Origin of the sequence: Mesorhizobium sp. NZP2298 (assembly GCF_013170825.1) — a bacterium.
Classification (GTDB): Bacteria; Pseudomonadota; Alphaproteobacteria; order Rhizobiales; family Rhizobiaceae; genus Mesorhizobium.
On record NZ_CP033365.1, the window covers coordinates 2,185,813 to 2,206,991 of the forward strand.

General features: G+C 64.2%; 23 protein-coding genes. 1 reads left to right on the forward strand and 22 read right to left on the reverse strand.

Annotated elements, in window-relative coordinates:
* Positions 1-29 precede the first annotated feature (29 nt).
* The 22 genes from EB231_RS10580 to EB231_RS10685 all read right to left on the reverse strand — a co-directional run bounded on the left by EB231_RS10580 (position 30) and on the right by EB231_RS10685 (position 20,141).
* On the reverse strand, positions 30-617 hold the full coding sequence (locus EB231_RS10580) for a transglycosylase SLT domain-containing protein (RefSeq protein WP_172352861.1): 588 nt from the start codon (positions 615-617) through the stop codon (positions 30-32).
* Positions 547-1,914 (reverse strand): flagellar hook-length control protein FliK, encoded by a 1,368-nt coding sequence (gene fliK, locus EB231_RS10585; protein ID WP_172348757.1) that lies wholly within the window; start codon positions 1,912-1,914, stop codon positions 547-549. Before fliK ends, EB231_RS10580 begins: the two co-directional genes overlap by 71 nt.
* Positions 1,911-3,278 carry a chemotaxis protein MotC gene (locus tag EB231_RS10590; protein ID WP_172348758.1) on the reverse strand — a complete coding sequence of 456 codons (1,368 nt, stop codon included), beginning with the start codon at positions 3,276-3,278 and terminating at the stop codon, positions 1,911-1,913. The genes fliK and EB231_RS10590 overlap by 4 nt, the downstream gene beginning before the upstream one ends.
* On the reverse strand, positions 3,275-4,654 hold the full coding sequence (locus tag EB231_RS10595) for a MotB family protein (protein ID WP_172348759.1): 1,380 nt from the start codon (positions 4,652-4,654) through the stop codon (positions 3,275-3,277). The genes EB231_RS10590 and EB231_RS10595 overlap by 4 nt, the downstream gene beginning before the upstream one ends.
* The gene (locus EB231_RS10600; RefSeq protein WP_172348760.1) at positions 4,651-5,271 is read right to left on the reverse strand and encodes a hypothetical protein; all 621 of its coding nucleotides are present in this window, start codon (positions 5,269-5,271) and stop codon (positions 4,651-4,653) included. The genes EB231_RS10595 and EB231_RS10600 overlap by 4 nt, the downstream gene beginning before the upstream one ends.
* Positions 5,272-5,274: 3 nt before the next feature.
* Positions 5,275-6,924 carry a flagellar basal-body MS-ring/collar protein FliF gene (gene fliF, locus EB231_RS10605; protein ID WP_172348761.1) on the reverse strand — a complete coding sequence of 550 codons (1,650 nt, stop codon included), beginning with the start codon at positions 6,922-6,924 and terminating at the stop codon, positions 5,275-5,277.
* Positions 6,925-7,055: 131 nt separating this feature from the next.
* A complete protein-coding gene (locus EB231_RS10610) occupies positions 7,056-8,126 on the reverse strand; it encodes a flagellin N-terminal helical domain-containing protein (RefSeq protein ID WP_172348762.1) in 1,071 nt (356 codons plus the stop codon).
* A gap of 273 nt (positions 8,127-8,399) precedes the next feature.
* Positions 8,400-9,395, reverse strand: coding sequence for a flagellin N-terminal helical domain-containing protein (locus EB231_RS10615; RefSeq protein WP_172348763.1), 996 nt, complete (start codon positions 9,393-9,395; stop codon positions 8,400-8,402).
* Between the two features lie 245 nt (positions 9,396-9,640).
* Positions 9,641-10,372, reverse strand: coding sequence for a flagellar type III secretion system pore protein FliP (fliP, locus tag EB231_RS10620; protein WP_027030822.1), 732 nt, complete (start codon positions 10,370-10,372; stop codon positions 9,641-9,643).
* Positions 10,369-10,863 (reverse strand): flagellar basal body-associated FliL family protein, encoded by a 495-nt coding sequence (locus EB231_RS10625; RefSeq protein WP_172348764.1) that lies wholly within the window; start codon positions 10,861-10,863, stop codon positions 10,369-10,371. The genes fliP and EB231_RS10625 overlap by 4 nt, the downstream gene beginning before the upstream one ends.
* Before the next feature lie 20 nt (positions 10,864-10,883).
* Complete coding sequence (flgH, locus tag EB231_RS10630) at positions 10,884-11,594, reverse strand: flagellar basal body L-ring protein FlgH (protein ID WP_172348765.1); 711 nt, start codon at positions 11,592-11,594, stop codon at positions 10,884-10,886.
* On the reverse strand, positions 11,591-12,175 hold the full coding sequence (locus tag EB231_RS10635; RefSeq protein ID WP_172348766.1) for a MotE family protein: 585 nt from the start codon (positions 12,173-12,175) through the stop codon (positions 11,591-11,593). Before EB231_RS10635 ends, flgH begins: the two co-directional genes overlap by 4 nt.
* Positions 12,176-12,178: 3 nt before the next feature.
* Positions 12,179-13,420: a flagellar basal body P-ring protein FlgI gene (locus EB231_RS10640; protein ID WP_172348767.1), complete on the reverse strand. Its 1,242-nt coding sequence runs from the start codon at positions 13,418-13,420 to the stop codon at positions 12,179-12,181.
* Positions 13,417-13,953, reverse strand: a complete 537-nt coding sequence (gene flgA, locus EB231_RS10645) for a flagellar basal body P-ring formation chaperone FlgA (protein ID WP_172348768.1) — start codon at positions 13,951-13,953, stop codon at positions 13,417-13,419. Before flgA ends, EB231_RS10640 begins: the two co-directional genes overlap by 4 nt.
* Before the next feature lie 6 nt (positions 13,954-13,959).
* Positions 13,960-14,748, reverse strand: coding sequence for a flagellar basal-body rod protein FlgG (flgG, locus tag EB231_RS10650; protein WP_127275716.1), 789 nt, complete (start codon positions 14,746-14,748; stop codon positions 13,960-13,962).
* 10 nt (positions 14,749-14,758) lie between these two features.
* Complete coding sequence (locus EB231_RS10655) at positions 14,759-15,082, reverse strand: flagellar hook-basal body complex protein FliE (protein WP_172224748.1); 324 nt, start codon at positions 15,080-15,082, stop codon at positions 14,759-14,761.
* Positions 15,079-15,495, reverse strand: a complete 417-nt coding sequence (gene flgC / locus EB231_RS10660) for a flagellar basal body rod protein FlgC (RefSeq protein ID WP_027060084.1) — start codon at positions 15,493-15,495, stop codon at positions 15,079-15,081. Before flgC ends, EB231_RS10655 begins: the two co-directional genes overlap by 4 nt.
* Before the next feature lie 2 nt (positions 15,496-15,497).
* A complete protein-coding gene (gene flgB, locus EB231_RS10665) occupies positions 15,498-15,878 on the reverse strand; it encodes a flagellar basal body rod protein FlgB (protein ID WP_019860948.1) in 381 nt (126 codons plus the stop codon).
* Positions 15,879-16,033: 155 nt separating this feature from the next.
* Entirely contained in the window at positions 16,034-16,912 is an 879-nt protein-coding gene (locus tag EB231_RS10670) for a hypothetical protein (RefSeq protein ID WP_172348769.1), read from the reverse strand.
* On the reverse strand, positions 16,893-18,290 hold the full coding sequence (fliI, locus tag EB231_RS10675) for a flagellar protein export ATPase FliI (RefSeq protein ID WP_172348770.1): 1,398 nt from the start codon (positions 18,288-18,290) through the stop codon (positions 16,893-16,895). Before fliI ends, EB231_RS10670 begins: the two co-directional genes overlap by 20 nt.
* 1 nt (position 18,291) lies before the next feature.
* Complete coding sequence (gene flgF / locus EB231_RS10680) at positions 18,292-19,017, reverse strand: flagellar basal-body rod protein FlgF (RefSeq protein ID WP_172348771.1); 726 nt, start codon at positions 19,015-19,017, stop codon at positions 18,292-18,294.
* A 2-nt stretch (positions 19,018-19,019) separates the two neighbouring features.
* The gene (locus tag EB231_RS10685) at positions 19,020-20,141 is read right to left on the reverse strand and encodes a DUF1217 domain-containing protein (RefSeq protein ID WP_172348772.1); all 1,122 of its coding nucleotides are present in this window, start codon (positions 20,139-20,141) and stop codon (positions 19,020-19,022) included.
* Between the two features lie 161 nt (positions 20,142-20,302).
* Between EB231_RS10685 and motA the strand changes: the two genes are divergently transcribed.
* Positions 20,303-21,178, forward strand: coding sequence for a flagellar motor stator protein MotA (gene motA, locus EB231_RS10690; protein WP_172348773.1), 876 nt, complete (start codon positions 20,303-20,305; stop codon positions 21,176-21,178).
* The last annotated feature ends 1 nt before the right edge of the window (position 21,179 follow it).

Below are 21,179 nucleotides of genomic sequence, written 5' to 3' on the forward strand. Positions count from 1 at the left end.
AATCGGTACATTAGAAGCAGAAAATACGCTCACTGGTTGCAGAAGGCGCGGGCGTTGGTTGTCCATCTGCCAAAGCCGGTGGCAACCATGTTGGCGATCACTCGGCAGACATAGACCTTCTGCGCCGGGTCGTTGTCCGGGCCGGCATGATAACGGGCGACGGCCATCGACCAGGTTTCATGGCGGGCATGGAGACTGGCCAGGAAACGCGCCGCGTAATCGACGTTCTGGCGCGGGTCCAGCATGTCCTCGACGCTGCGGAAATGCGAGGCGTGGTAGTGGTGGTTGATCTGCATGCAGCCGAGATCGATCAGCGTCTTGCCCTCGCGCCGCGCGTTGACGAAGGTGGCAAGCGCTTCGGTCCGGCTCTTTGGGAAGACCGCTTTTCCTTCTATATTCAATGCGTTAGGCTGAAGGCTGCCTTTCTTGCCCGTCTCGGTCAGGCCGACGGCATAAAGGATGCCGGCGGGCACGCCGTAGCGGTCGGCGGCGCGCAGAATCTCGGGCTCGCAGGGATTGGTGGCGGCGAGGGCGGCGTTCGCGAGGCTAGATAAATATATCGCCGCCAGCGCGCTCGCGAGATAGCGAAGCGGCGCGGCCGTAATCCTGCGCGTCATCATGGTTACCCCTTGCGGACTGCTGGCCCGGTTGCTGGCCGCCGGCTCCATTGTTGCCACCGCCAGAGTTTCCGGGCTGGAAGGAGGACTGGTCGCGGCCAGGCGCGGCGGCAGGCGAGGCGGTTGCATCCGCCCGGGTTGTAGCCGGAACGGCCACTGACGGTTGCATGATGGTAACCTTGTCAACCTCGAAGCCCAGCCCGCGCAGCGACTTGACGATCGCCTCGCTGTCGCTGGAAAGCCGGCGGTAGGCATCGTGCGTTTCGGGCTTCAGTTCAATCGAGAGTTGTTCTCCGGAGAGGCGAAGATGGGCGGTGACCATGCCCAGTTCGGCCGGGTGAAGTTCGATCTTCAACACATGTGTCGGAACGGCAACAGAGCCGGCCACCTGGGTGGCCGCGGAGGTCGTCGAAAACGCCTGCCGCGGGCCACCATCGGCCGCTACGGCGTTGATTATGCTGAGCGCTGCCTGGCTCATGGAAGCCTGAGGCGGGGCAGGGAAGCTGCGCTCGGAGACCACGTCGATGCGCGCCGACGCCGGGAGCTGTTTTCCTGACTCCAGCCGCAACGAGGACTGGACGTCGGCGATGGATTTCATCTGCGGTGCCGGCGGCTTCGACCCGGCGCCAGGCACCTCGGCGACCGTCGTCTCGGGTAGCGGGCCAGCGGCGATTGCATTGTCGTGCCGCGATACGCCAGCTCCGGCGTCGCGGACGGACTGGCCGTCGAGCTTTGTCAGCGGCCCGTCGACGAGCGACGCCCGCTCTGGCTTCGACATCGGTTCGGGGTCGTCATGCCCGGCGGACGTTGCCCGATAGGCTTTGGGCAGAATCTGTCCTTCGAGTGCCGCTTCCTGTCCGGCTTGGCCCGCGTCGGCCGACTTGGCCGATGTCGAGAAATGGCGCAGGTCATGAAACGCCATCAGCAAAGGCAGATGGTCGTCGAGCGGTGTTGCACTGGCCTCGGTCGTCTGTGTTTCGGTGTCGGCGTCCTTGTCCGCCTCGACTTCCTTGCCGTCCTTCATGGATTTCGCAGCCGTCAATCCGGTCGCTGCGGTCCTCGCCTTGCCAGCCGGCATCGGTTCGTCCTCGCCGGTTTGCGCCGCAAGGCCGGCGGCAAGCTTGCTCCAGCGTGGATCGCGCCCGGACTCGGTCGTCGGCTGCTTTTCCGCCTGGCTTGCGCCGCGATGCACCATCCTGCCGAAACCGGCATCATCCTTCTTTCCGGACACGGCCGGCTGCTCCGCCGGGCGCGTCGCGGTAAATCCTGGCAGGGCCGGGCCGAGGCTGGGGGTCATTTCGGGGCGGCTCCAAGCATCTGGTCGATAAGGTCGAGCTGTCGACGGGTTTTCATCATGGCGGCGTCGGTCGGGTCGGTCGTGTCGGGACCGGCAGTATTTGCCGGCGCCGATGCCGGCAGGACCGTCGCCGAGTCGGCTGAAGGCGCCGGCGCGTTCGGCGCAGCGACCACGCCGGACGGCAGGGCGGCGGGCTGTTCGGAGACGGCACCCTCGACAGGTGGCAATCCGGCCTCGTCGGCGGCCTGTACAGCGGCGACTTCAGGTCTGGGCTGCGGTGCAGCGGATGCAGGCGTCGGGCTTGCAGCTGGAAGGGAAGCAGGCGGCGCCACCATTTCACCGGCGATCGCCTGCGCAGCGTCGAGCAGGGCGCGGTCGCCGTCCGACAGCCTGCTGCGGTCGATCTTGCCGAGCTTGGCGCGTACATCCTCGGTCGTATCCGAAGTCACAGTCGACAGGCTGGAATAGAGCAGGGCGCGCGGATCGCCCTGATTGGTGTTGCCGTCGCGGCCCTGTTCGGCCCTCGCCGAGGCGAAGGCCGACAATTCACTGAGGCCATCGATCGCAGCACGGCGGGCAATGCGCAGATAAATCACCTTCTCGCGCTCGGCATCCATCATCGAGGTGATATCGGCCAATTTGTCCTGGCTGATCGACATGTGCAGCGCGATGACGCCGGAAACGAAGGAATCGGCGAACTGGCTGGCATAGGGCGAATGGAGATAGCGCTCGACATACTGCGTGGAGGCAAGCGCGAACCGCGCGGCATCGCGTTGCACCACGGCGATGCCGATCGAGCGCCGCAAGGCGGCTTCCTCGACAAGGGTGCCGGGGCTGAGCAGCTTGGCCTCATCGAGCAGCGTGAGTGCCGCCGCCGGGTCGTCCGTCGCCATCAGCGATCCCTTGACCAGCGCAAGAAAGGCCCCGAGGTCGCTTGGCAATGTCATGGGATCGATTGGCTTCAGGACGTCAATAGCGCCGGCGGGCCGGCCAACCAGATAGTTGATGACGCCCTTGGCAATCGAAAGATACTGGGCATTCACCGGGGTGGCGCGGGAGACCGCCGCCTCGACGGTAGATGGATTGCCGCCGCTCATGCCGTAGACCAGCAGCGCGCGAAAATTCCTGGGATCCTTGAAGTCTTCGGCGTCCGCTTGGCGCAGGCGCGCGTCGGTCATCTCGAGCAGCTTGGCCTGCATCGGCATCGCGGCGTGATCGCCGGCGGCGATGCGATCCTGGATAAGCTGCAGCGAGCGCACCAGTTGGTAAGGCTGCAGCGTGTCCTGGGCAAGGCCGGCCGACGGATACCCGGCGGCCAGCAGCAACAGGCCCATCAGCCGGCTGGTGACGGCCGCGCGCTTCATCCGCCGGTCGCCATCAGGATCTCGATGCGGCGGTTGACCGCCGACATGGGGTCGGCGGGATCCTTCGGCTGGCGGTCGGCGAAGCCCGCAACCTCGGTGATCCGGCGTTCGTCCACGCCGCCGCGCACGAGCATGTAGTAGGCCGAATGCGCGCGCGCCGTCGATAGCCGCCAATTGTCATAGCTGGCGCTGCGGAAGGGGCGCGCATCGGTGTGGCCGTTGATGCTGATGGTGCCCTTCTGGCCGTTGACGATGCGACCGATCTTTTCCATCGCCAGCACCAGTTCGCGGCTCGGTACAGCCGATCCGACTTCGAACATGCCGAAGTCGAGCTGATCGGTGATCGAGATGACGACGCCCTTGTCGGTGGCCTCGACCGAGACGCCATCATGAAGCTTGTCGCCGGGCTTGAAAGCATCAGCCAGCTGCTGCTTGACGTCGGCGACCGCCTTCAGCGCGGCGGCGGTGGGCGCCTTTTCCGCAGTCTCGGGTTTTGCAGCCTCTTGCTTCTCGACGGTTGCATCCGGCTGGGGCGCATTCGCCGCCTTGGTATCCGTGACCTTGCCATTCGCTGCCTTGGCATCGCTGGCTCTGGTTTCGCCGGCCTTGGCCATAGCCGCGGCAACCTCCTTGCCATCCTTCGCCAGGGGCTCGAGCGGAGCGTCCTCGACCGGCGGTGCGGGCGGCACGGCCCTGACCTTGGCAACCTGCGTCTCGGCAGCCTTGTCTCCCGGCTTGAGAGGATCGCCCTCGATCTTGGCGCGCTGGGCACTCGCCTCGGCGGCGGGCGTGGCCACCTGCTGCGACCAGAAATCGGGTTCGAAGGGATCGCGGTAGGATGCGCCGCCCGAGGCGCCTGTCGCGGGACCGGCGCTCTGTGCACCGCCATCACCCTTCTGGCTGACATTCTGCATGACGCCGGTGTCGGTGGCGATTTCCGAGAGCACCGCGTAAGGGTCGGCGAAGAGATGATCGTCGGATTGCTGCGGCTGCTGTGGCTCCTGCTTGTCCTGCTTGCGGTCGGATGAGCCCGCATCACCATTGCCGCCCTGACCTGCCTTGGCAGTCGCCGGTTGCGGGTTTTGGGTCGTCGCGCCGATCGCGCTCGGCCCGTCGCCGAGGTCTTCCAGGCCCTTGCGGCTTGAATTGCGGTCGACCAGCTTTACCGGGTTGAAGTAGCTGGCGACGGCCGCCTTGGTCTGTTCGTTGGCGGCGTTGATCAGCCACATGACCAGGAAGAAGCACATCATGGCGGTCATGAAGTCGGCGAAGGCGATCTTCCAGACGCCACCATGGTGGCCTTCGTCGTGATCACCATGAGCCCGCCGCACGATGATGATCTCGTGCCTGCCGTGATCGGCCTCGGCGACGCTCATGACAAGACCTCGGAAAGGGTTGCCGACCATTCGGCCATACGTGTCTCGAACACGGCCTCGTCAATGGTCACGGTCAGGTCGAAGCCGGGCGCCTCGATGAAGTCGAGATTCGCGGCGCGGGGTCCAAGCGAGGCTTTCAGCGTCTCAAACAGCGACAGCGGCCCGCGCACCGCGATGCGCACCGCTTCGCCATCGCCGACCGCTTCACGAACCGTGCCGGCAAGCGCTTCAAGCGAGCGCTTCTGCAGGTCGTCGCTGACGACACCGCCGATGATGCGGGCGACCGTGGCGGCGACAAGATCCGTCACGCGTGCCTCCATGGCGTCGATGCGTGTCGAAACGGCGTTGCCGACGTCACCGCCCAAGCTCTCGAGAAAGATCCGTGCTTCCTCGGCATTGGCCTGGCGCTCCGCTTCCAGTGCCGCGTCATGGGCAGCGACAAGCCGTTCCGCCAGCGCCGCCTCCGCCTGGGCGACCGCCTCGGCGATCAGCGTGCCGATATCGGCCAGCGGTGCGGATGCTTCCGGCTTGTGCTCGGACGTGGCCTGGGGCTGGCTGACACGCGGCGCGCGCGTGCCGAAATCAGGGAGAAGATCGAAAAGGGCTGCGGAGGCCATGGGTTACGCCGCGACTTCCTGGGCCGCCCATTTGCGCAAGATCTGCGCGGTGCGCTCCTCATTGAGGTCGACCATGCGGGCAAGCCGCTCCTGCGGCGCTGGCCTGATCTTCTGGCGAAGATCATCGAGCGGGGTGGCGCCGGCCCGCGCGCCGGGCAAGGCGCCGATAGCGGCACCCGCATCGGCGGAAGCGGCTGCCTCCGGTGTCGGCAGCGAACGCTGGACTTCATCGAAATTGGGACCCGACAAAGCGGGCGTCGCCTTTGCCGTCAGCGCCGCCGCCATCGGCCGCAGGCCGAAGAAGGCCACAAGGAACACCACTACGATGAAAGCGCCGGCGTTGATCAGCGTGCCGGCATGCTGGCCGATGGAATCCAGCATTCCAGCCTGCGGGATCGCCTCGCCATCCAGTCCGTCGATGAACTCGACCGCGGAGACGTCGATCACGTCGCCGCGCTTGTCATCGAAGCCGGTGGCGGAACTTACCATCTTCTGAATCTCGGCGACGCGCTTGGCGATCTGCTCCGGGGTCGCGTCCTTGCCCAGGATCGTCTTCAGCCGGTCCTGGTTGACGACCACGGCGATCGACATCTTGGTGACAGTGTAGCCGTTGGAGACGGTGGCGATCTTCTTGGAGTTGATCTCGTAGTTGGTGATCTCTTCCTTGCGGTCGTTGGCCGAGGAGGTCTGCGGGCCCTCGGTGCTGGTCGCCTGGGTCTCCGGCAGGTTCTGTTCGACGCTGGCCGGGGTGGAGGCCTGCTTCTGGTTGCTGTTCTCATTGGCACGCACCGACTGCACCGAGCGCTCGACGCGCGACTCCGGATCAAAGATCGTCTCTTCGGTCTGGCGGGTGTCGGTGTTGACATCGGCCTTGACGCTGGCGCGGAAATTATCGGGCCCGAGATAGGGGGTGAGCGCGCGACGGATGTTGTCGCCGATCTGCGCCTCCACGGTCTGCTCGACGCCGAGCGTGCGGGCCGCGCTGGTGTTGGAGGGATCATCGCCGGCGGCCAGCAGGTTGCCGTTGGAATCGAGCACCGTCACCTTGTCGGCCGAGAGGCCGGGGACGGCGGCGGCAACGAGATGGCGTATCGACTGGGCGCTTTTCTCGGCGTCGATGCCGGCGTAGCGGATGACGACCGATGCCGAGGGCTGCTGTTCGTCGCGGCGGAAATTGGCGCGCTCGGACATGACGATGTGGACGCGTGCCGCCTTGATGCCCGATATGGACTGAATGGTGCGGGCGATCTCGCCTTCGAGCGCGCGCACACGGGTGATCTGCTGCATGAACGAGGTGAGGCCGAGCGAGCCGACATTGTCGAACAGCTCGTAGCCGGCATTGGAACTGGTGGGCAGGCCCTTTTCGGCAAGCAGCATGCGTGCCTGCGCCGTGGTGCCGGCAGGCACCAGAACGGAGGTTCCGTCCGAACCGACGTCGAAGCCGATGCCGGCCTCGCCCAGCACCAGGCCGATCTGGTTCACGTCGGAACGATCGAGCCCGACATAGAGCGTGTCGTAGGCGGGACGGTTGAGGTAGACCGAGGCGATGCCGATGACACCCATCACCAGAACGGCGATGCCCGCGAGCATGGCGAGGCGCTTCACACCAAAATCGCGGAGATTCGAGATGATGCTCTGGATCTGTTCCGGCACGATAGAGCGACTCCCAGCATGATTGTCCGCCGGAACACTAGCCCTCGAAGCTTGTGCGAAAATGAAATCGGGCCGCGCTTGCGGCGCGGCCCGTGAATTGGAAGTGGGGGTATCCGTCGGTTACGGCTGAATTAGCCGTTCTTGAACAGCGACAGGATCGACTGCGAGGAGCTGTTGGCGATCGACAGGGACTGGATGCCGAGTTGCTGCTGGACCTGCAGCGCCTGCAGCCGGGTCGATTCCTTGTTCATGTCGGCATCGACGAGCTGGCCGACGCCGCGGTCGATGGAGTCCATCAGGCTCTGCGTGAAGGTCTTCTGCAGGTCGATGCTGCTCTTGGCCGAGCCGAGGATGGTGGCCTGGTCGGTCAGCTGGCTCATGACATTGTCGATCTTGCCGATCATCTGGGTGATGATGTCGTCGGTTACGCCTGCTGCCGTGATGTCGAGATTGAAGGCGGAAACGTTGTCGATCTTGGCAACCGTCGCTCCCGCCGCCGTCTGGCCAGCGGTGTTGGCGGCGATGTCGGTGGCGCCGCCGGCAATCGCGGTCGCATAGGCATTGTCGTAAAGGGTCTGGGCGGCCGCTGTCGCGTATACGGAAGTCTTGCGGTCGAGCGTGCCCTGGTTCTTGACGGCGGTGGAGAGACCGGAATCGAACAGTTTCGTGCTCTCGACATCGATGTCGATCGTTCCGAGCGAAATGGCGCCTGACGAGGAGCGATTGAAGGACGAGACGATCTTGGCGTCGGGCTGGACGCCGTCATTGTTGGTGGCGACCTGCGTCGACGTCACCGACAGGAAATTGGAACCCGAAAAAGTGGCGGCATCGGCAAAGGACTTCATCTGCGCCTGGAGCGCGGTGATTTCCGTCTGCGTCTTTGCCTTGGCGGCGTCCGTCTGGCCGACGGTGGAAAGCAGCTTGGTCTTGATCTGGCCGATCGTCGTCAGGACGTTGTTCATGCCGGTATAGGCGGTGTCAACCTTCGAGGCGCCGAGGCCGAGCGCATCCTGGACCGTCGACAGCGCCTGGTTGTCGGAGCGCATCGTCGTCGCGATCGACCAGTAGGCGGCGTTGTCGGCGGCCTCCGAGACCCTGTAGCCCGTCGAGATTCGGGACTGTGTCTGCTCAAGCGATTTGTTGGTGGCGTTGAGGCTTTGAAGTGCAGTCAACGCCGCAGCGTTTGTCATGATGCTCGCCAAGAACTCGCTCCTTTTCCCAGGCCGGCTTTCTCAAAACCGGCGTTGCCCTCGCGAGCCGCTGGCCCGCCCCATCGATTGCCGTCGACCCGACCGGACCGATTCGCCAATCCGTTGTAAGCTATGGTTAACCATGACTAGCGCGTTATGGTTAACGCCCTGTTAAAGGCGTGCTTTCGAGGGTTAAGAAACGAGGGTTGCGCGGGGCTGGAGCAAATGCAAAACGGGCCGCGCTTTTGGCGCGGCCCGTTTGACGATGTAGCCGTTTGAGAGCGATCAGCCGCGGAAGAGCGACAGGATCGACTGCGACGAACCGTTGGCGATCGACAGCGCCTGGACGCCCAGCTGCTGCTGAACCTGCAGAGCCTGGAGGCGGGTCGATTCCTTGTTCATGTCGGCATCGACGAGCTGGCCGACGCCGCGATCGATGGAGTCCATCAGGCTCGAGGTGAAGGTCTTCTGCAGGTCGATGGAGCTCTTGGCGGAGCCGAGCTTGGTGGCGGCGTTCGTCATGTCCTTGAGCGCGGCATCGACGACGGTCATCATCTGCTGGATCTGGGTGTCGCTGGCAGCAGTGGTGCCCGAGAAGATGGCCAGGCTGGCGACCGTATAGGTGTCGGTAGCCGCGGCGGCGGCACCCAGGGTCGGAGCCGAGGCCGTGGCGACGGCGGCGCCGGTGGTGCCCAGGCGATTGGAGTCGAGGATACCCTTCGACAAGGTCGCGGCGGTGCCGGCTTCATACAGCTTGATGCTTTCCACGTTGACATCGATCGTCGAGATCGAAACCGAACCGGTGGAGGTGCGGTTGAAGGCCGAAACGATCTTGACGTCCGCAGCGCTGGTGGCCGTCGCGCCGCTGTTTACCGACAGCATGTTGGTGCCGGAGAAGGTGGCGCCATCGGCGTAGGCCTTCAACTGCTTCTGAAGAGCGGCGATTTCGACCTGGGTCTTTTCCTTGGAAGCATCCGTCTGGCCGTAAGATGCGGTCAGCTTCTGCTGGATCTGGTTGATGGTGGTGATTGCGCTGTCCATGCCGGTGTAGGCGGTGTCGACCTTGGAAGCGCCGAGGCCGAGCGCGTCCGAAACGGTGGACATGGCCTGGTTGTCGGAGCGCATCGTGGTGGCGATCGACCAGTAAGCGGCGTTGTCCGAAGCCTGGGAGACGCGATAACCCGTCGAGATGCGGGCCTGGGTGGTGTCGAGGTTCTTCTGGGTGGCGTTCAAGCTCTGCAGCGCGGTCAGCGCCGAGGCATTGGTCATGATACTGGCCATGGCTACTCGTACCCTAATTTTACAGGTTTTTTTGACATACCGGTTTGTCCGGTATGACGGAGCGGCATCATGCCAATGACCGTTGCGTTTGGGTCACCCGCCATCTGCGAGCGACTATGGCGGCAAGTCCCTACCAAAGGACTAAATCGGACGGTTAATCGAAAATAATTCGCGGAAAAATCGACGACATCGGACACGCTGCCCGGTTGTTCCGGGCAGGCGAGGCTTTGGCCGAGGCGGCAAGCTCAGTTGAAGGAGCGCACCAGGCTGCCGACGAGCAGGTTCCAGCCGTCGATCAGGACGAAGAACAGGATCTTGAAAGGCAGCGACACCACGGTGGGCGGCAGCATCATCATGCCCATCGCCATGGTGATGGTGGCGACGATCAGGTCGATGACCAGGAATGGCAGCACGATCAGGAAGCCGATCTCGAAGCCGCGGCGGATCTCGGAGATCATGAAGGCGGGCACCAGGATGCGCAGGTCGACCGTCTCCTTGGCAACGACCTGGCCGCGCTCGCGAGCGAGATCGGCGAAGAGGTCGAAATCCTTGTCGCGCACATTGTGCAGCATGAAGGTGCGGAACGGATCCGAGATCTTCTCGAAGGCCTCGGTCTGGCTGATCTGGTTGTCCATCAGCGGCTTGACGCCGGTGTTCCAGGCCTGATCGAAGGTCGGCGCCATGACATAGAAGGTCATGAAGAGCGACAGCGAAATCAGGATGAGGTTCGCCGGCGTCGACTGCAGGCCGATGCCGGCGCGCAGGATCGAGAAGGCGATGACGAAACGGGTGAAGCTCGTCACCATGATCAGCAGCCCCGGCGCCACCGACAGCACGGTCAGCAGGCCGAACATCTGGATGATGTAGCCGACGGTGGTGCCGTCGGCCTTGCCGATGCCGCCAAGGTCCAGCTGCTGCGCCGCCGCGACGGAGGTGGCGGCACCGATCAATGCGATAGCGAGAAGGAATTTTCTCATTCGAGCAGCAATGTCCTGATGAGAATTTGCTTGGCATGCCCCTGGCTGCGGATCGAGGCTCGTTCCTCGAGATCCGCCTTCAGGTGCTGGTAGCCGCTGGCGCCCTCGATCTGATGCATCTTCAGCGTACGCACGAAAGCCAGAAGGTCCTGATGGATATCCTCCGCCATCGTTGGCGGCTGCGGTGCATCGTAGACCACGGATACTTCCATCCTGATCCAGGTGTCGGTGGGCGAGGCGATGTTGGTGGTGATCGGCGCCAGCGCGACCAGCGTCGGTCCCGTGCCGGCTTCGTGCGCGGCGGCGGGCTCAGCGACCTTGCCTTCATTCTCGGGCGCAACCGGCACCGATGACGGTGCGCCGACGCCCTTGAGATAGCCGCCGGACATCCAGCCCATGCCGATGGCGGCGGCCGTCACCACCAGCAGCATGGCGCCCTGGACCACAAGGGAAGGGCCCTTGCGAGACTGAACCTGTTCGATACTGGCCATGGCGTTTTGTTCTCCAATTCCTAGAACGGAAGAACCTGGTCGAGAACCTGCTGGCCGTAGGCCGGCTGCTGAACCTCGCTTATGCGGCCGCGTCCGCCGTAGGAGATGCGCGCCTCGGCGATACGCTCATAGGGGATCGTGTTCTCGGCGCCGATATCGGCCGGCCGCACGATGCCGGCGATGGTCAGCACCCTGAGTTCATAGTTGACGCGCACTTCCTGCGAGCCGCTGATCATCAGATTGCCGTTGGGCAGGACGTCCGTGACGACAGCCGCGACGTTGAGCTCGAGTGTTTCCGATCGCTTTATCTCGCCATCGGCGGTCGTGTCCGTCTGGGAGTTGAGCGCTCCAGAGCCCTTGCCGGCGGTGCTGCCGACCTTGTCCCATTGCGCGCTGATGTCGAAACCGAGCTTGCGGTTGGCGGTGCGGCTCCTGTCGTTCTGGTTCTTGAAGTTGGCGCGGTCGTTGATCTTGATCTTGACGGTCAGGATGTCGCCTTGGGACAGCGCCCGGGGATCGGTGAACAGCCGGCTCTGCCGATCGTCCCACAGGGAGAACTTCTTCACCGGCTGCCGCGGCGTCTCGGGATATTTGTACATGGATCCGGTGCTGCCACCGTCGATGCCGGAGCCGACCGGCGACAGAGACGGTTCCTTGCCGACCTCCTTGAGGTTGGTTCCGCAGCCGGACAGTGCCGCGACCGCGCACAGGATGAGCATTCTGCGGATCATGACGGATCTACCCTTCGGGCTGCGCTGGCCATGATGCCGGTGAGCGTCGCCGCCGCCTTCTGGTCCATTTCGTTGAGAATGACGCCGGCCTTGCGTGAATCGAGCTTCATCAGGATGGCCGCCGCCAGGTCGGCGTTGACCATTGCCAGCCGTTCGGCCGCCGCATCGGGTTTCATGCCGGCATAGATCTTCACGACGCCGTCCTCGGCCCGGGCGAGGAATACCTCGCGCCGCTTCAGCCAGGTCTCGTATTCGGCTTTCTTTGCGTCCAGTGCTTTCATGCGCTCGTCGATGCCGGCCTGGAGCTGTTTCAACTCCTCGGCCTGCAAGGCGTAGCGGCGGTCGCGCGCGGCGTCGGCGATGTTGGAACAGAAGCGCTCGATCTCGCTCTGGTCGGGCGCTTTCTCCCGCGCCAATTGCTGCGGTGCCACCGCGGGCTGCGCTCCAGGCAGAACCTGGCGAACAGCATCCTCACCATGTGCTCCACCGGAAACGGACATGGCCGCGAGAGCCACGGCCGCGAACAGGATCGCGCGGGGAGGGCGCCTTTCATGGGATGAGGGAGACGAGATCATCGGCATGGCCTATTGGAGAACCAGATCGGCTTGCAGGGCGCCGGCCGACTTGATGCCTTGCAGGATGGCAATGATGCCATCCGGCTTGACGCCGAGACGGTTGAGGCCGGACACGAGGGTTTGCAGGTCGGGTCCGTCAAGCACGGCGACGCGGGCGTTGGGCCGACTGACATCGATGGCGGTGAACGGCTCGACGGCGGTTTCGCCCTTGGAGAAGGGCTCGGGCTGCACGACACGCGGCGCCTCGGTGATGCGCACGGTCAGCGTGCCATGGCTGATGGCGACGCGCGAGATCTTGACGTCGTTGCCGATGACGATGGTGCCGGTGCGCTCGTCGATGACGACGCGGGCCGGCGTGTCGGATTCAACCACCAGATTCTCGATCTCGGCATAGAAGCGGGCCGCCGAAACGTTCTTCGGCCGTCTGATCTGGACGGTGCGGGAATCGCGCTCGGCCGCCACGCGCATGCCGAAGCGCTGGCTGGTGTAGTCGTTGATCGCGTCGGCGATGCGGATGGCGGTCGAAAAATCGGGGTTGCGCAATTGCAGCGTCAACGTCGACTGGTCGTCGAATTCGGCTTTCACCTGCCGCTCGACGATGGCGCCGTTCGGCACCCGGCCGGCGGTCGGCACGCCTTGCGTCACTTGCTCGGCCTGACCCTGGGCGGTGAAACCCGAAACGATCACGGCGCCCTGGCCGACCGCGTAGATCTCGCCATCCGCCGCCTTCAGCGGTGTCATGATCAGCGTGCCGCCGGCAAGCGAGGTGGCGTCGCCCATCGAAGAGACGTCGATGTCGATGCGGGCACCCGACTGCACATAGGGTGGCATGTTGGCGGTGACGATGACGGCGGCGACGTTCTTGGCGCGCGCGCTGCCGCCTTCGGTGGCGATGCCGAGATTCTCGAGCATGGCGCGGATAGACTGCTCGGTGAACGGCGAATTGCGCAGGCTGTCGCCGGACCCGGCGAGCCCGATGACGAGGCCGTAGCCAACCAGCTGGTTGTCGCGCGAACTCTGCAGCTGGGCGATGTCCTTGATGCGCGAGGCGACCTGGCCGGGCGGCAGCGAGCTTGGCCCGGGCGAGACGCGGAACATGCGGGTGGTGGTCGCCGGATCATATTCCGGATCGTCGTAGACGCCGCCATTCCTGGCGGCGAGATCGCGCTTGGCCTTGGGTGTCAGGCCGTCGGCCAGCGCCGGCTGCAGGCCGAGCGCGGTCGCGAGCAGAAGGACAAGCGGGCGCATCATGAAGCGCTGACCTGGATGGTTCCGTCGGCCATCACCGTGCCGGAGAGGATCTTGCCGCTGTCGCTGTTGCGAACCTTGATGAGGTCGCCGGCCGAACCTGGCTGCAACGTCACGGCGGTTGCGGTGATCGTCAGTCCGCCAGCGACAAAGAAGACCTGCACCGCGGCACCCTGTTCGACCAGCCAGGCCTCGCGGATGGCGGTTGACGGAATGTAGCGGCCGGGCAGCAGCGTACGCTTGGCGATCTTGCCTTGAAGCTCCTCGGCGCGGGTCGCCATCGCTTCGGGCTTGTGCTTGCCCGGGATCAGGGTCACCTGCTTCAGGGCTGCAAGCTCGATGGTCTCGCCGGGATAGATGACCCGGTTGGGGATCAGCACGACCTCGCCGGCAGTCTGATTGCTGGCGATCTGCGTCGCCGATTGATTTGCCGACTGATTTGCCGACTCCTGGGCGAAAGCCGGCATGCCGCCGGCCACCAGCGCAAGGATCAGCGCGGTGCGGCGGAATGCGGAGCAGGAGATCGGCATGACCATCATCCGTTACCTGATGTTCTTGGAGACGACCGAGGCCATGTCGTCGGCGGCCTGGATCACCTTGGAATTCATCTCATAGGCGCGCTGCGCCGAGATCAGTTCGGTGATTTCCTTGACAGGGTCGACGTTGGAAGCCTCGAGGTAGCCTTGCTGAATGGTGGCGAAGCCGGGGTCGCCGGGCACGCCGACATTGGCCGGGCCGGAGGCCGTCGTTTCCTGGAACAGATTGTCGCCGAGGGGTGCGAGGCCGGCCTCGTTGGCGAAGTTGACGATCTGGAGCTGGCCGAGATTCTGCAGGTCGGTCTGGCCGTCGATGCGGGCAAAGACCTGACCGGTCTTGTTGACGATGACCTCGACGGCGTCGACCGGCACGGTGATGGCCGGAATGACATTGGCGCCATCCACCGTCACCAGCTGGCCGGTGGCGTTGGTGTTGAAGGCCCCGGCGCGGGTGTAGAGCGTGCCGCCATCGGCGCCCTCGATCTGAAACCAGCCCCTGCCGGTCAGCGCCATGTCGAAACTGTTGCCGGTGCTGGTCAGTTCGCCCTGGGTGTGCACGTTGCGCACGGCCGTCGTCTTGACGCCGAGGCCGATCGAGACGCCCTCCGGCACCAGCGAGGCGTTGGAGCGGTTGGGCACGCCCTGCGTGCGGTCGACCTGGTAGAGCAGGTCGGAGAATTCGGCGCGGGCACGCTTGTAGCCGGTGGTGTTGATGTTGGCGATGTTGTTGGCGATGACTTCCAGGTTCGTCTGCTGGGCATTCATGCCGGTGGCGGCGATGGCGAGTGCTTTCATGACCTACTCCTCAGATGCCCATGCGACTGACTTCGAGATAGGCCGAAACGACCTTGTCGCGGATGGCGACGGCGGTCTGAAGCGCCTGCTGAGCGCTCATCACGGCATCGACGACCTGGCGGGTATCGGCATCGCCCTTGAGCGCCTGCAGCGACACCTGCTCGGCATTCTGCAGCGTGTTGACGGTCTTGGACGCCGCCTGGCTAACCGCTTCCGCGAAGGAGGTGCCAAGGTTGCCGGCCGTGGCCGGCGCGACACCGCCCTGAAGCAGGTCCGTCGCCGTATCGCCCAGCCCGGGCTTCAGGTTCAGCGCGCCGATGCCATTCACGATCATTGGTTCCTCATCAGGTCGATGGTCATTGAAATGAGGTCGCGCGCCTGCTTCACGACTTGCAGGTTGGCCTCGTAGGAGCGGTTGGCCTCGGTCATGTCGGCCATTTCGATCAGCACGTTGACATTGGGCATCTTGACGTAGCCCTTCTCGTCGGCGGCCTCGTTGCCGGGCTGGAATTCAACGGGAAAATCACTCGGATCGCGGTCGATCGAGTTCACTTCAACCGTCGAGCTGCCGGACGCCCGGTCGAGTTCGGAGACGAAGCTGATGGTCTTGCGGCGATAGGGGTCGGCGCCGGGCGTGGTGCCGGTCGACTGGGCATTGGCGAGGTTTTCCGAAACCACGCGCAGGCGCTCGGACTGGGCGCCGAGGCCGGATGCTGCGACTTTCAGGGCTGCGGTCAGCGCGTCCATGATCAGCTCTTCACCGCCATCATCATCATCGAGTGGAAGGCCTTGACGATCGCCGTGTTGAGTTCGAAGGAGCGGCGCACTTCGCCGGCCTTGAGAAGCTGGTCTTCAAGCACGACGGTGTTCTTGGACGGCATGACCACGCCGTCATCTTCCTGCGGCTTGATGGTGAAGCCGGCGTTGGTCGCCGCGCTGCCGAGATGGCCGGCCTCGGTGGTCTGCAGCGACACCGCGGTACGGTCGAGCACCTTTTCGAAGGGTTCGACATCGTTTGCCGTGTAGCCCGGCGTATTGGCGTTGGCGATGTTGCCGGCGATCGCCGACTGGCGCACGGAAAGCCACTGCGCTTGCTTGGCGGCGAGATCGAAAAGGGAAACAGGCTCCATGGGAATCTCCGGGCATGTGCCCAAAGACTAGGTCGCCAGTCTTGCGCGGACCTTGCGGACAACCGCTAGTGCGTGACGCCGAAAAGCGCGAACCGGTTTTCGGACGACATCATGCCTCTCTCCTTGATCCAGAGCCGGGCACAACCGCGACGGCCTTATCTGGAAAGCGGGATCACCTGGTTGGCGCTGGTCAGCATGACCCATTTGCCGTTGCGCTGCTCGATCGACGATACCGTGCTCGAGTCCGGCAGTGTCGAGCCGCGCTGGACCATCCACAGGCCGGTATCGTCCTCGATCATGGCGCGACCGTTGGCGACGTGAACCATGCGAAATTTCGCGACATCGGCGGGGAAGGGCTGGTCGCCGGGCGGCTGTGCCGGGGTGGCGTCATCCGGCACCGTTCCGGTGGCGAACAGATCGATGCTGGTGTTGGGAACATCCTTGGCTGTCAGCGGCGCGCTGCGCTCGGCGACCACGCCGCCACCTTCGCGTCCCGAATTGGTGCCGGTGCCGCCAAACTTGATCGCCTGGACGCCGAATTGGTCCTGGTTGAAGAAGATATACCAGGGAAACAGGGCGCAGATCAGGCCGAGCGTGACGCCGAGCGCGGCGATGACGAAGTCGCTCCGCCGGTCTGCCTTCCTGGCCAATTTCGGAAATTGTGGCTTTGGCGGCTGCGGCCATTCGGTGACGGGAAACAGACCGTCGATCAACGATTCGCGGCTTGCCTGCGTCGTCTCGGCGGCTTCGATAGGGGGAACCAGATGCATGGGGGCCACGGCAGTCTGAGCAAGAACAGGCTGGGATCTGGAGAGAGCCGGCTCTGATCTGGGTACAGCCGGCTTGGCTCTGGGCAGAGCGGGTTTGGCGGCCCTGGCCAGGACAGCCGCGGTCTTGGCGACTATGGCGCTGGCGGCCTTTGCCTTGGCGATCCTGGTCTCCTCCGCTCGAGCGTCCTCGGCGGCTTTCGCCTCGGCAAGCATCTCGCTCAGGATGCGCTCGGTATACTGGCGTTCAGTCTCCTGCTTCGGCATTCAGCTTTCCCTTGAGATGGCGGGCGAGATCGGAGAACGGATCGGCCGAAGGGCGGTCCCTGGGCGATTGCGTCAGCGCCTCGTAGATCAGCGGCACCTGGCGCACGGCGATGTCGAGTTCGGCGTCGGCGCCGCCCTGATACGCGCCGAGCAGGCGAATGTCGCGCGTGTCCTCGAAGCGGGCGATCATCGATTTCAGCCGCGTCACCAAGGCGCGCTGTTCGACGCTCCAGGCCTTGCCGGCCAGGCGCGATATGGACGACAGCGGATTGACCGGCGGATAGCGGCCCTGTTCGGCGATCGCGCGGTCGAGCACGACATGGCCGTCGAGAATGCCGCGCACGGAATCGGCGACCGGATCGTTGTGGTCATCACCGTCGACCAGCACGGAAATGATGGCGGTGATCGAGCCCTTGCCTTCCGCGCCAGGCCCGGCGCGCTCGAGCAGCTTGGGTAGTTCGGTGAAAACCGATGCGGGATAGCCGCGCGCGACCGGCGGCTCGCCGGTGCCTGTCGCCACCTCGCGCAAGGCATGGGCGAAGCGGGTGATCGAATCCAGCACCAGGAGCACACGTTGGCCCTGGTCGCGAAAGTGCTCGGCGACCCGCATTGCTGTGTCGGGCGCGCGCCGGCGCATCATGGCGCTCTCGTCACTGGTCGCGACGACCGCCACGGTCTTGGCCATGCTGTCGCCGATCGTGTCCTCGAGGAATTCGCGGACTTCGCGGCCGCGTTCGCCGATCAGCGCGACGACGACGGTATCGAACGCATCGGCGCCGGCGAGCATGGCGAGCAGCGTCGACTTGCCGACGCCCGAGCCCGCGAAGACACCCATGCGCTGGCCGAAGCAGAGCGGCGTGAAGATGTCGATGACCTTGACGCCGGTCATGAAGGCGGTGCCGACGCGTTGCCGTGCCATGGCACCGGGCGTGGTGCCGCCCGACATGTCGTCGCCCCTGATCAGCGGCGGGCCACCGTCGATCGCCCTGGTGAGCGCGTCGATGGCACGTCCGCGCCACGAGGCGTGCGGCGCCACAGCGAGCGGCCCCCTGCGGAACACTGCATCGCCGATACCGGCATCGGCGCTGCGTTCGAAGGGCGCGATGACGACCTCGTCGCGGCTGATCTTGACGATCTCGCCGCGGCGCGTGCCGGCCTGGCCGCGCTGCTCGACGATGTCGCCCAGCCTGGCGAAATCGGAAAGGCCGCGCACCTTGTAATGCGTGGGCGTGACTTCGGTGACCAGACCGCCACGCTTGACCAGCCCATCGGCGCTGCTGAAGCGCCGCCATACCCGCTCCAACGCGGCAAGCCGATCTTCCGGCGCCGGCTGGAGCTGAATTTCGGGTGCGCGGATGGATGGCTGGCCGAGCGGCATGCTACGACTTCGAGCCGAGCGTCTTGATCGCCTCGTCGGTGGAGGAATCCGTCTGCCGCATCAAGGCCGCGGTGTTCTCGAAGGCGCGCTGGACCATGATCAGGCGGGTCATCTCCATCACCGGATTGACGTTGGATTCCTCGACGAACCCCTGGGCGATGCCGACATCGGAGCGATCGGTGACCGGATCGGGGGTGCGCGAAGGCACGATGCCTGAATTGCCGTAGCGCACGAAATTCTCGCCCGGGTCGAAATTGTAGAGGCCGATCGAACCGACAAGCTGTTCGTTCTGGCGCAGCGAGCCGTCGGCGCCGGCCTTGGGCGGGCCGTTGCGAGGGTCGAGCTGGATCGGCGCACCGCCGGCGTCGAGCACCGGATGGCCTTCGATCGACATCAACTCGCCATTCTCGTTCATCGAGAAGCGGCCGTCGCGGGTCATGACGGTGCCGGCCGGCGTGTCGATGGCGAACCAGGCGTCGCCCTGGATGGCGAAATCGAATGGATTGCCGGTCTCGGTCAGGGAGCCGTGGGCACCGGAAAGATAGGTCTTGCCGGACGAGGCGAAGGATACCGATTTCTGCCCGGTGCCCGACACCACGTCCTCGAACTTCACGCCGGTAGCGCGGAAGCCCACGGTGTTGGCGTTGGCGACATTGTCGGCGATCGTGTCGAGCCGGCGCTCGAGCGCCATCTGCGCGGAAAGGGCGACGTAGAGACTGTCTTGCATGGTCAGAACTTCAACTTCTGCATGGCCATCATCAGGTCGGTGGAGATGCCCGACGTGACTGGCTTGGCAAAGAGCACGCTGATGGACGACACCGCGGTCGAGGTCGGATTGTTGATCTCGTACATGCTGGTGAAGCGCGTCAGGAACTTGCTGAGCTTCGCCGGATCGGTGAAATCAGTGAGGTCGAGCTTCTGCTCGAACAACTGCGCCTGCTTGTCGATGTCGGCGGTGGCGAAGGAATCGGGCAGGCCCAGCGCGGTTCGAACGACGCTGGCAAGCGCCGTGTCGGCCAGCACGTCGTACCAGCTGGTGATGTCGGGCGCCTTGCGCTGGAAATAGAGCGCCAGGCGCACGCCCTCATTGGTCTTGCCGGCATCCTCCTCCAGCGTCTGGCGCATGTATTTGTCGACGGTCGGCTGTTGCGCCGCATTGATGGTGGTGGCGTTCTCGCCGTACTGCTCGAAGTTGAAGGCCGAGGCCAGTGCCGCGTAGGCCGGATCCGTCTGCTTGTTGGCGACGCTGTCGGGGTCGCGCACGCCACCCTGCAGGACCTGTTTGATGAGGTCCTTGTCCTCGGTCGCCGAATCGAGACCGAACGCTGCCAGTGCATAGGTGTAGAGCCGGTCGTTCGACATCAGGTCGTCGATTGACTTCACCTTGGTGATGTTGGCGAGATAATACGTCGTCTCGCCCTTCACATAGTCTGAATTCGGATCGACGCCGGCGATCTGAGCCTGAGTGGCGTAGTTCTTTGTCACCAGCTGCTGCGCCTTGTTGTAGATGGTGGCGTCGGCGCCGTTGGCGGCGAAATTGAAGGCGCTGACGAACTGGGCATAGCGCTTGTCGGTCAGCTTGTTGGCGAAACTGTTGGGGTCGGTGACACCTTCCTTGAGCGCCTTGACCATGAAGGCCTTGGCGTAGTCCATGTCCTCCAGCCCGTAGGCCTTCATGGCATATTTGAACAGCCGGTCATTGTTGACGAAATCGTCGATCGATTTCACCTTGGTGATGTTGGCGAGATAATATTTTGTGTCGCGATCGACGGTCGGCTGTTGCTCGATGCGATCGATAGACTTGTTGATGTCCTTGGTGATCAACTGGTAGCTGGTAAAGGTATTGAGCAAGAACGTGCCTCCGGCCGAAGCTATGCCGGTACAATAGCCGCACTTCCTTGCGCGAAACTGAATCGCCCTGACATTCGGTTCCACGGCAGCTCGGATTCAAGCCTCACACAAGGCACGGGGACTATCCCTTGCACCTGGTGTGAAATGCGGAAGGACCTGCCGTGGGCATTCTGATTGGACTTGTGGTGACGCTCGGCTGCGTCCTCGGCGGCTTCATGGCCATGGGCGGGCATCTGCACGTGCTGGTCCAGCCCTGGGAAGCCGTGGTCATCTGCGGCGCCGCGTTGGGCACCTTCCTGGTCGCCAATCCGATGAAGACGGTCAAGGATACCGGCAAGGGCATTCTGGAAGCCTTCAAGCAGGCGGTGCCGAAGGAACAGGATTATCTGGAAACGCTCGGCGTGCTGCACAGCCTGATGCGCGAACTGCGCTCGAAGTCGCGTAGCGAGGTCGAGGCGCATATCGACAATCCGGAAGAATCAGCCATCTTCCAGGCCTTTCCGACGGTGCTCAAGAATCACGATCTGATGGCTTTCATCTGCGACTACTGCCGCATCATCATCATCGGCAATGCCCGCTCGCACGAGATCGAGGCGCTGATGGACGAGGAGATCCAGACCATCAAGACCGACAAGATGAAGGCCTATCACGCGCTGGTCGCGGTCGGCGACGGCCTGCCGGCGCTGGGCATCGTCGCCGCGGTGCTGGGCGTGGTCAAGGCGATGGGCGCGCTCGACCAGTCGCCGGAAATCCTCGGCGGCCTGATCGGCGCCGCACTCGTCGGCACCTTCCTCGGCATCTTCCTGTCCTATGCCGTGGTCGGGCCCGTGGCCACCAAGATCAAGACGGTGCGCGAGAAGAAGAACCGCCTCTACATCATCGTCAAGCAGACGCTGCTCGCCTACATGAACGGCGCGCTGCCGCAGGTGGCTATCGAGTTCGGCCGCAAGACCATCTCATCCTATGAACGGCCGACGATCGATGCCGTCGAGCAGAGCACGATGAACACCGCTTCCGCCGAGAAGAAGGCCGCCTGAG

Bases quoted from the DNA above. Each gene is read 5' to 3' on its own strand.
- EB231_RS10635 (WP_172348766.1), bottom strand. From the start codon at position 12,175: ATGCCGATGATCTCGTCTCCCTCATCCCATGAAAGGCGCCCTCCCCGC.
- EB231_RS10670 (WP_172348769.1), bottom strand. From the start codon at position 16,912: ATGCCGAAGCAGGAGACTGAACGCCAGTATACCGAGCGCATCCTGAGC.
- EB231_RS10580 (WP_172352861.1), bottom strand. From the start codon at position 617: ATGACGCGCAGGATTACGGCCGCGCCGCTTCGCTATCTCGCGAGCGCG.
- fliK (WP_172348757.1), bottom strand. From the start codon at position 1,914: ATGACCCCCAGCCTCGGCCCGGCCCTGCCAGGATTTACCGCGACGCGC.
- flgC (WP_027060084.1), bottom strand. From the start codon at position 15,495: ATGGACGCGCTGACCGCAGCCCTGAAAGTCGCAGCATCCGGCCTCGGC.
- flgB (WP_019860948.1), bottom strand. From the start codon at position 15,878: ATGGAGCCTGTTTCCCTTTTCGATCTCGCCGCCAAGCAAGCGCAGTGG.
- fliP (WP_027030822.1), bottom strand. From the start codon at position 10,372: ATGAGAAAATTCCTTCTCGCTATCGCATTGATCGGTGCCGCCACCTCC.
- flgH (WP_172348765.1), bottom strand. From the start codon at position 11,594: ATGATCCGCAGAATGCTCATCCTGTGCGCGGTCGCGGCACTGTCCGGC.
- EB231_RS10655 (WP_172224748.1), bottom strand. From the start codon at position 15,082: ATGATCGTGAATGGCATCGGCGCGCTGAACCTGAAGCCCGGGCTGGGC.
- flgA (WP_172348768.1), bottom strand. From the start codon at position 13,953: ATGGTCATGCCGATCTCCTGCTCCGCATTCCGCCGCACCGCGCTGATC.
- EB231_RS10595 (WP_172348759.1), bottom strand. From the start codon at position 4,654: ATGAGCGTCGCCGAGGCCGATCACGGCAGGCACGAGATCATCATCGTG.
- EB231_RS10640 (WP_172348767.1), bottom strand. From the start codon at position 13,420: ATGATGCGCCCGCTTGTCCTTCTGCTCGCGACCGCGCTCGGCCTGCAG.
- flgF (WP_172348771.1), bottom strand. From the start codon at position 19,017: ATGCAAGACAGTCTCTACGTCGCCCTTTCCGCGCAGATGGCGCTCGAG.
- EB231_RS10590 (WP_172348758.1), bottom strand. From the start codon at position 3,278: ATGAAGCGCGCGGCCGTCACCAGCCGGCTGATGGGCCTGTTGCTGCTG.
- EB231_RS10625 (WP_172348764.1), bottom strand. From the start codon at position 10,863: ATGGCCAGTATCGAACAGGTTCAGTCTCGCAAGGGCCCTTCCCTTGTG.
- EB231_RS10615 (WP_172348763.1), bottom strand. From the start codon at position 9,395: ATGGCCAGTATCATGACCAATGCCTCGGCGCTGACCGCGCTGCAGAGC.
- fliI (WP_172348770.1), bottom strand. From the start codon at position 18,290: ATGCCGCTCGGCCAGCCATCCATCCGCGCACCCGAAATTCAGCTCCAG.
- flgG (WP_127275716.1), bottom strand. From the start codon at position 14,748: ATGAAAGCACTCGCCATCGCCGCCACCGGCATGAATGCCCAGCAGACG.
- EB231_RS10600 (WP_172348760.1), bottom strand. From the start codon at position 5,271: ATGGCCTCCGCAGCCCTTTTCGATCTTCTCCCTGATTTCGGCACGCGC.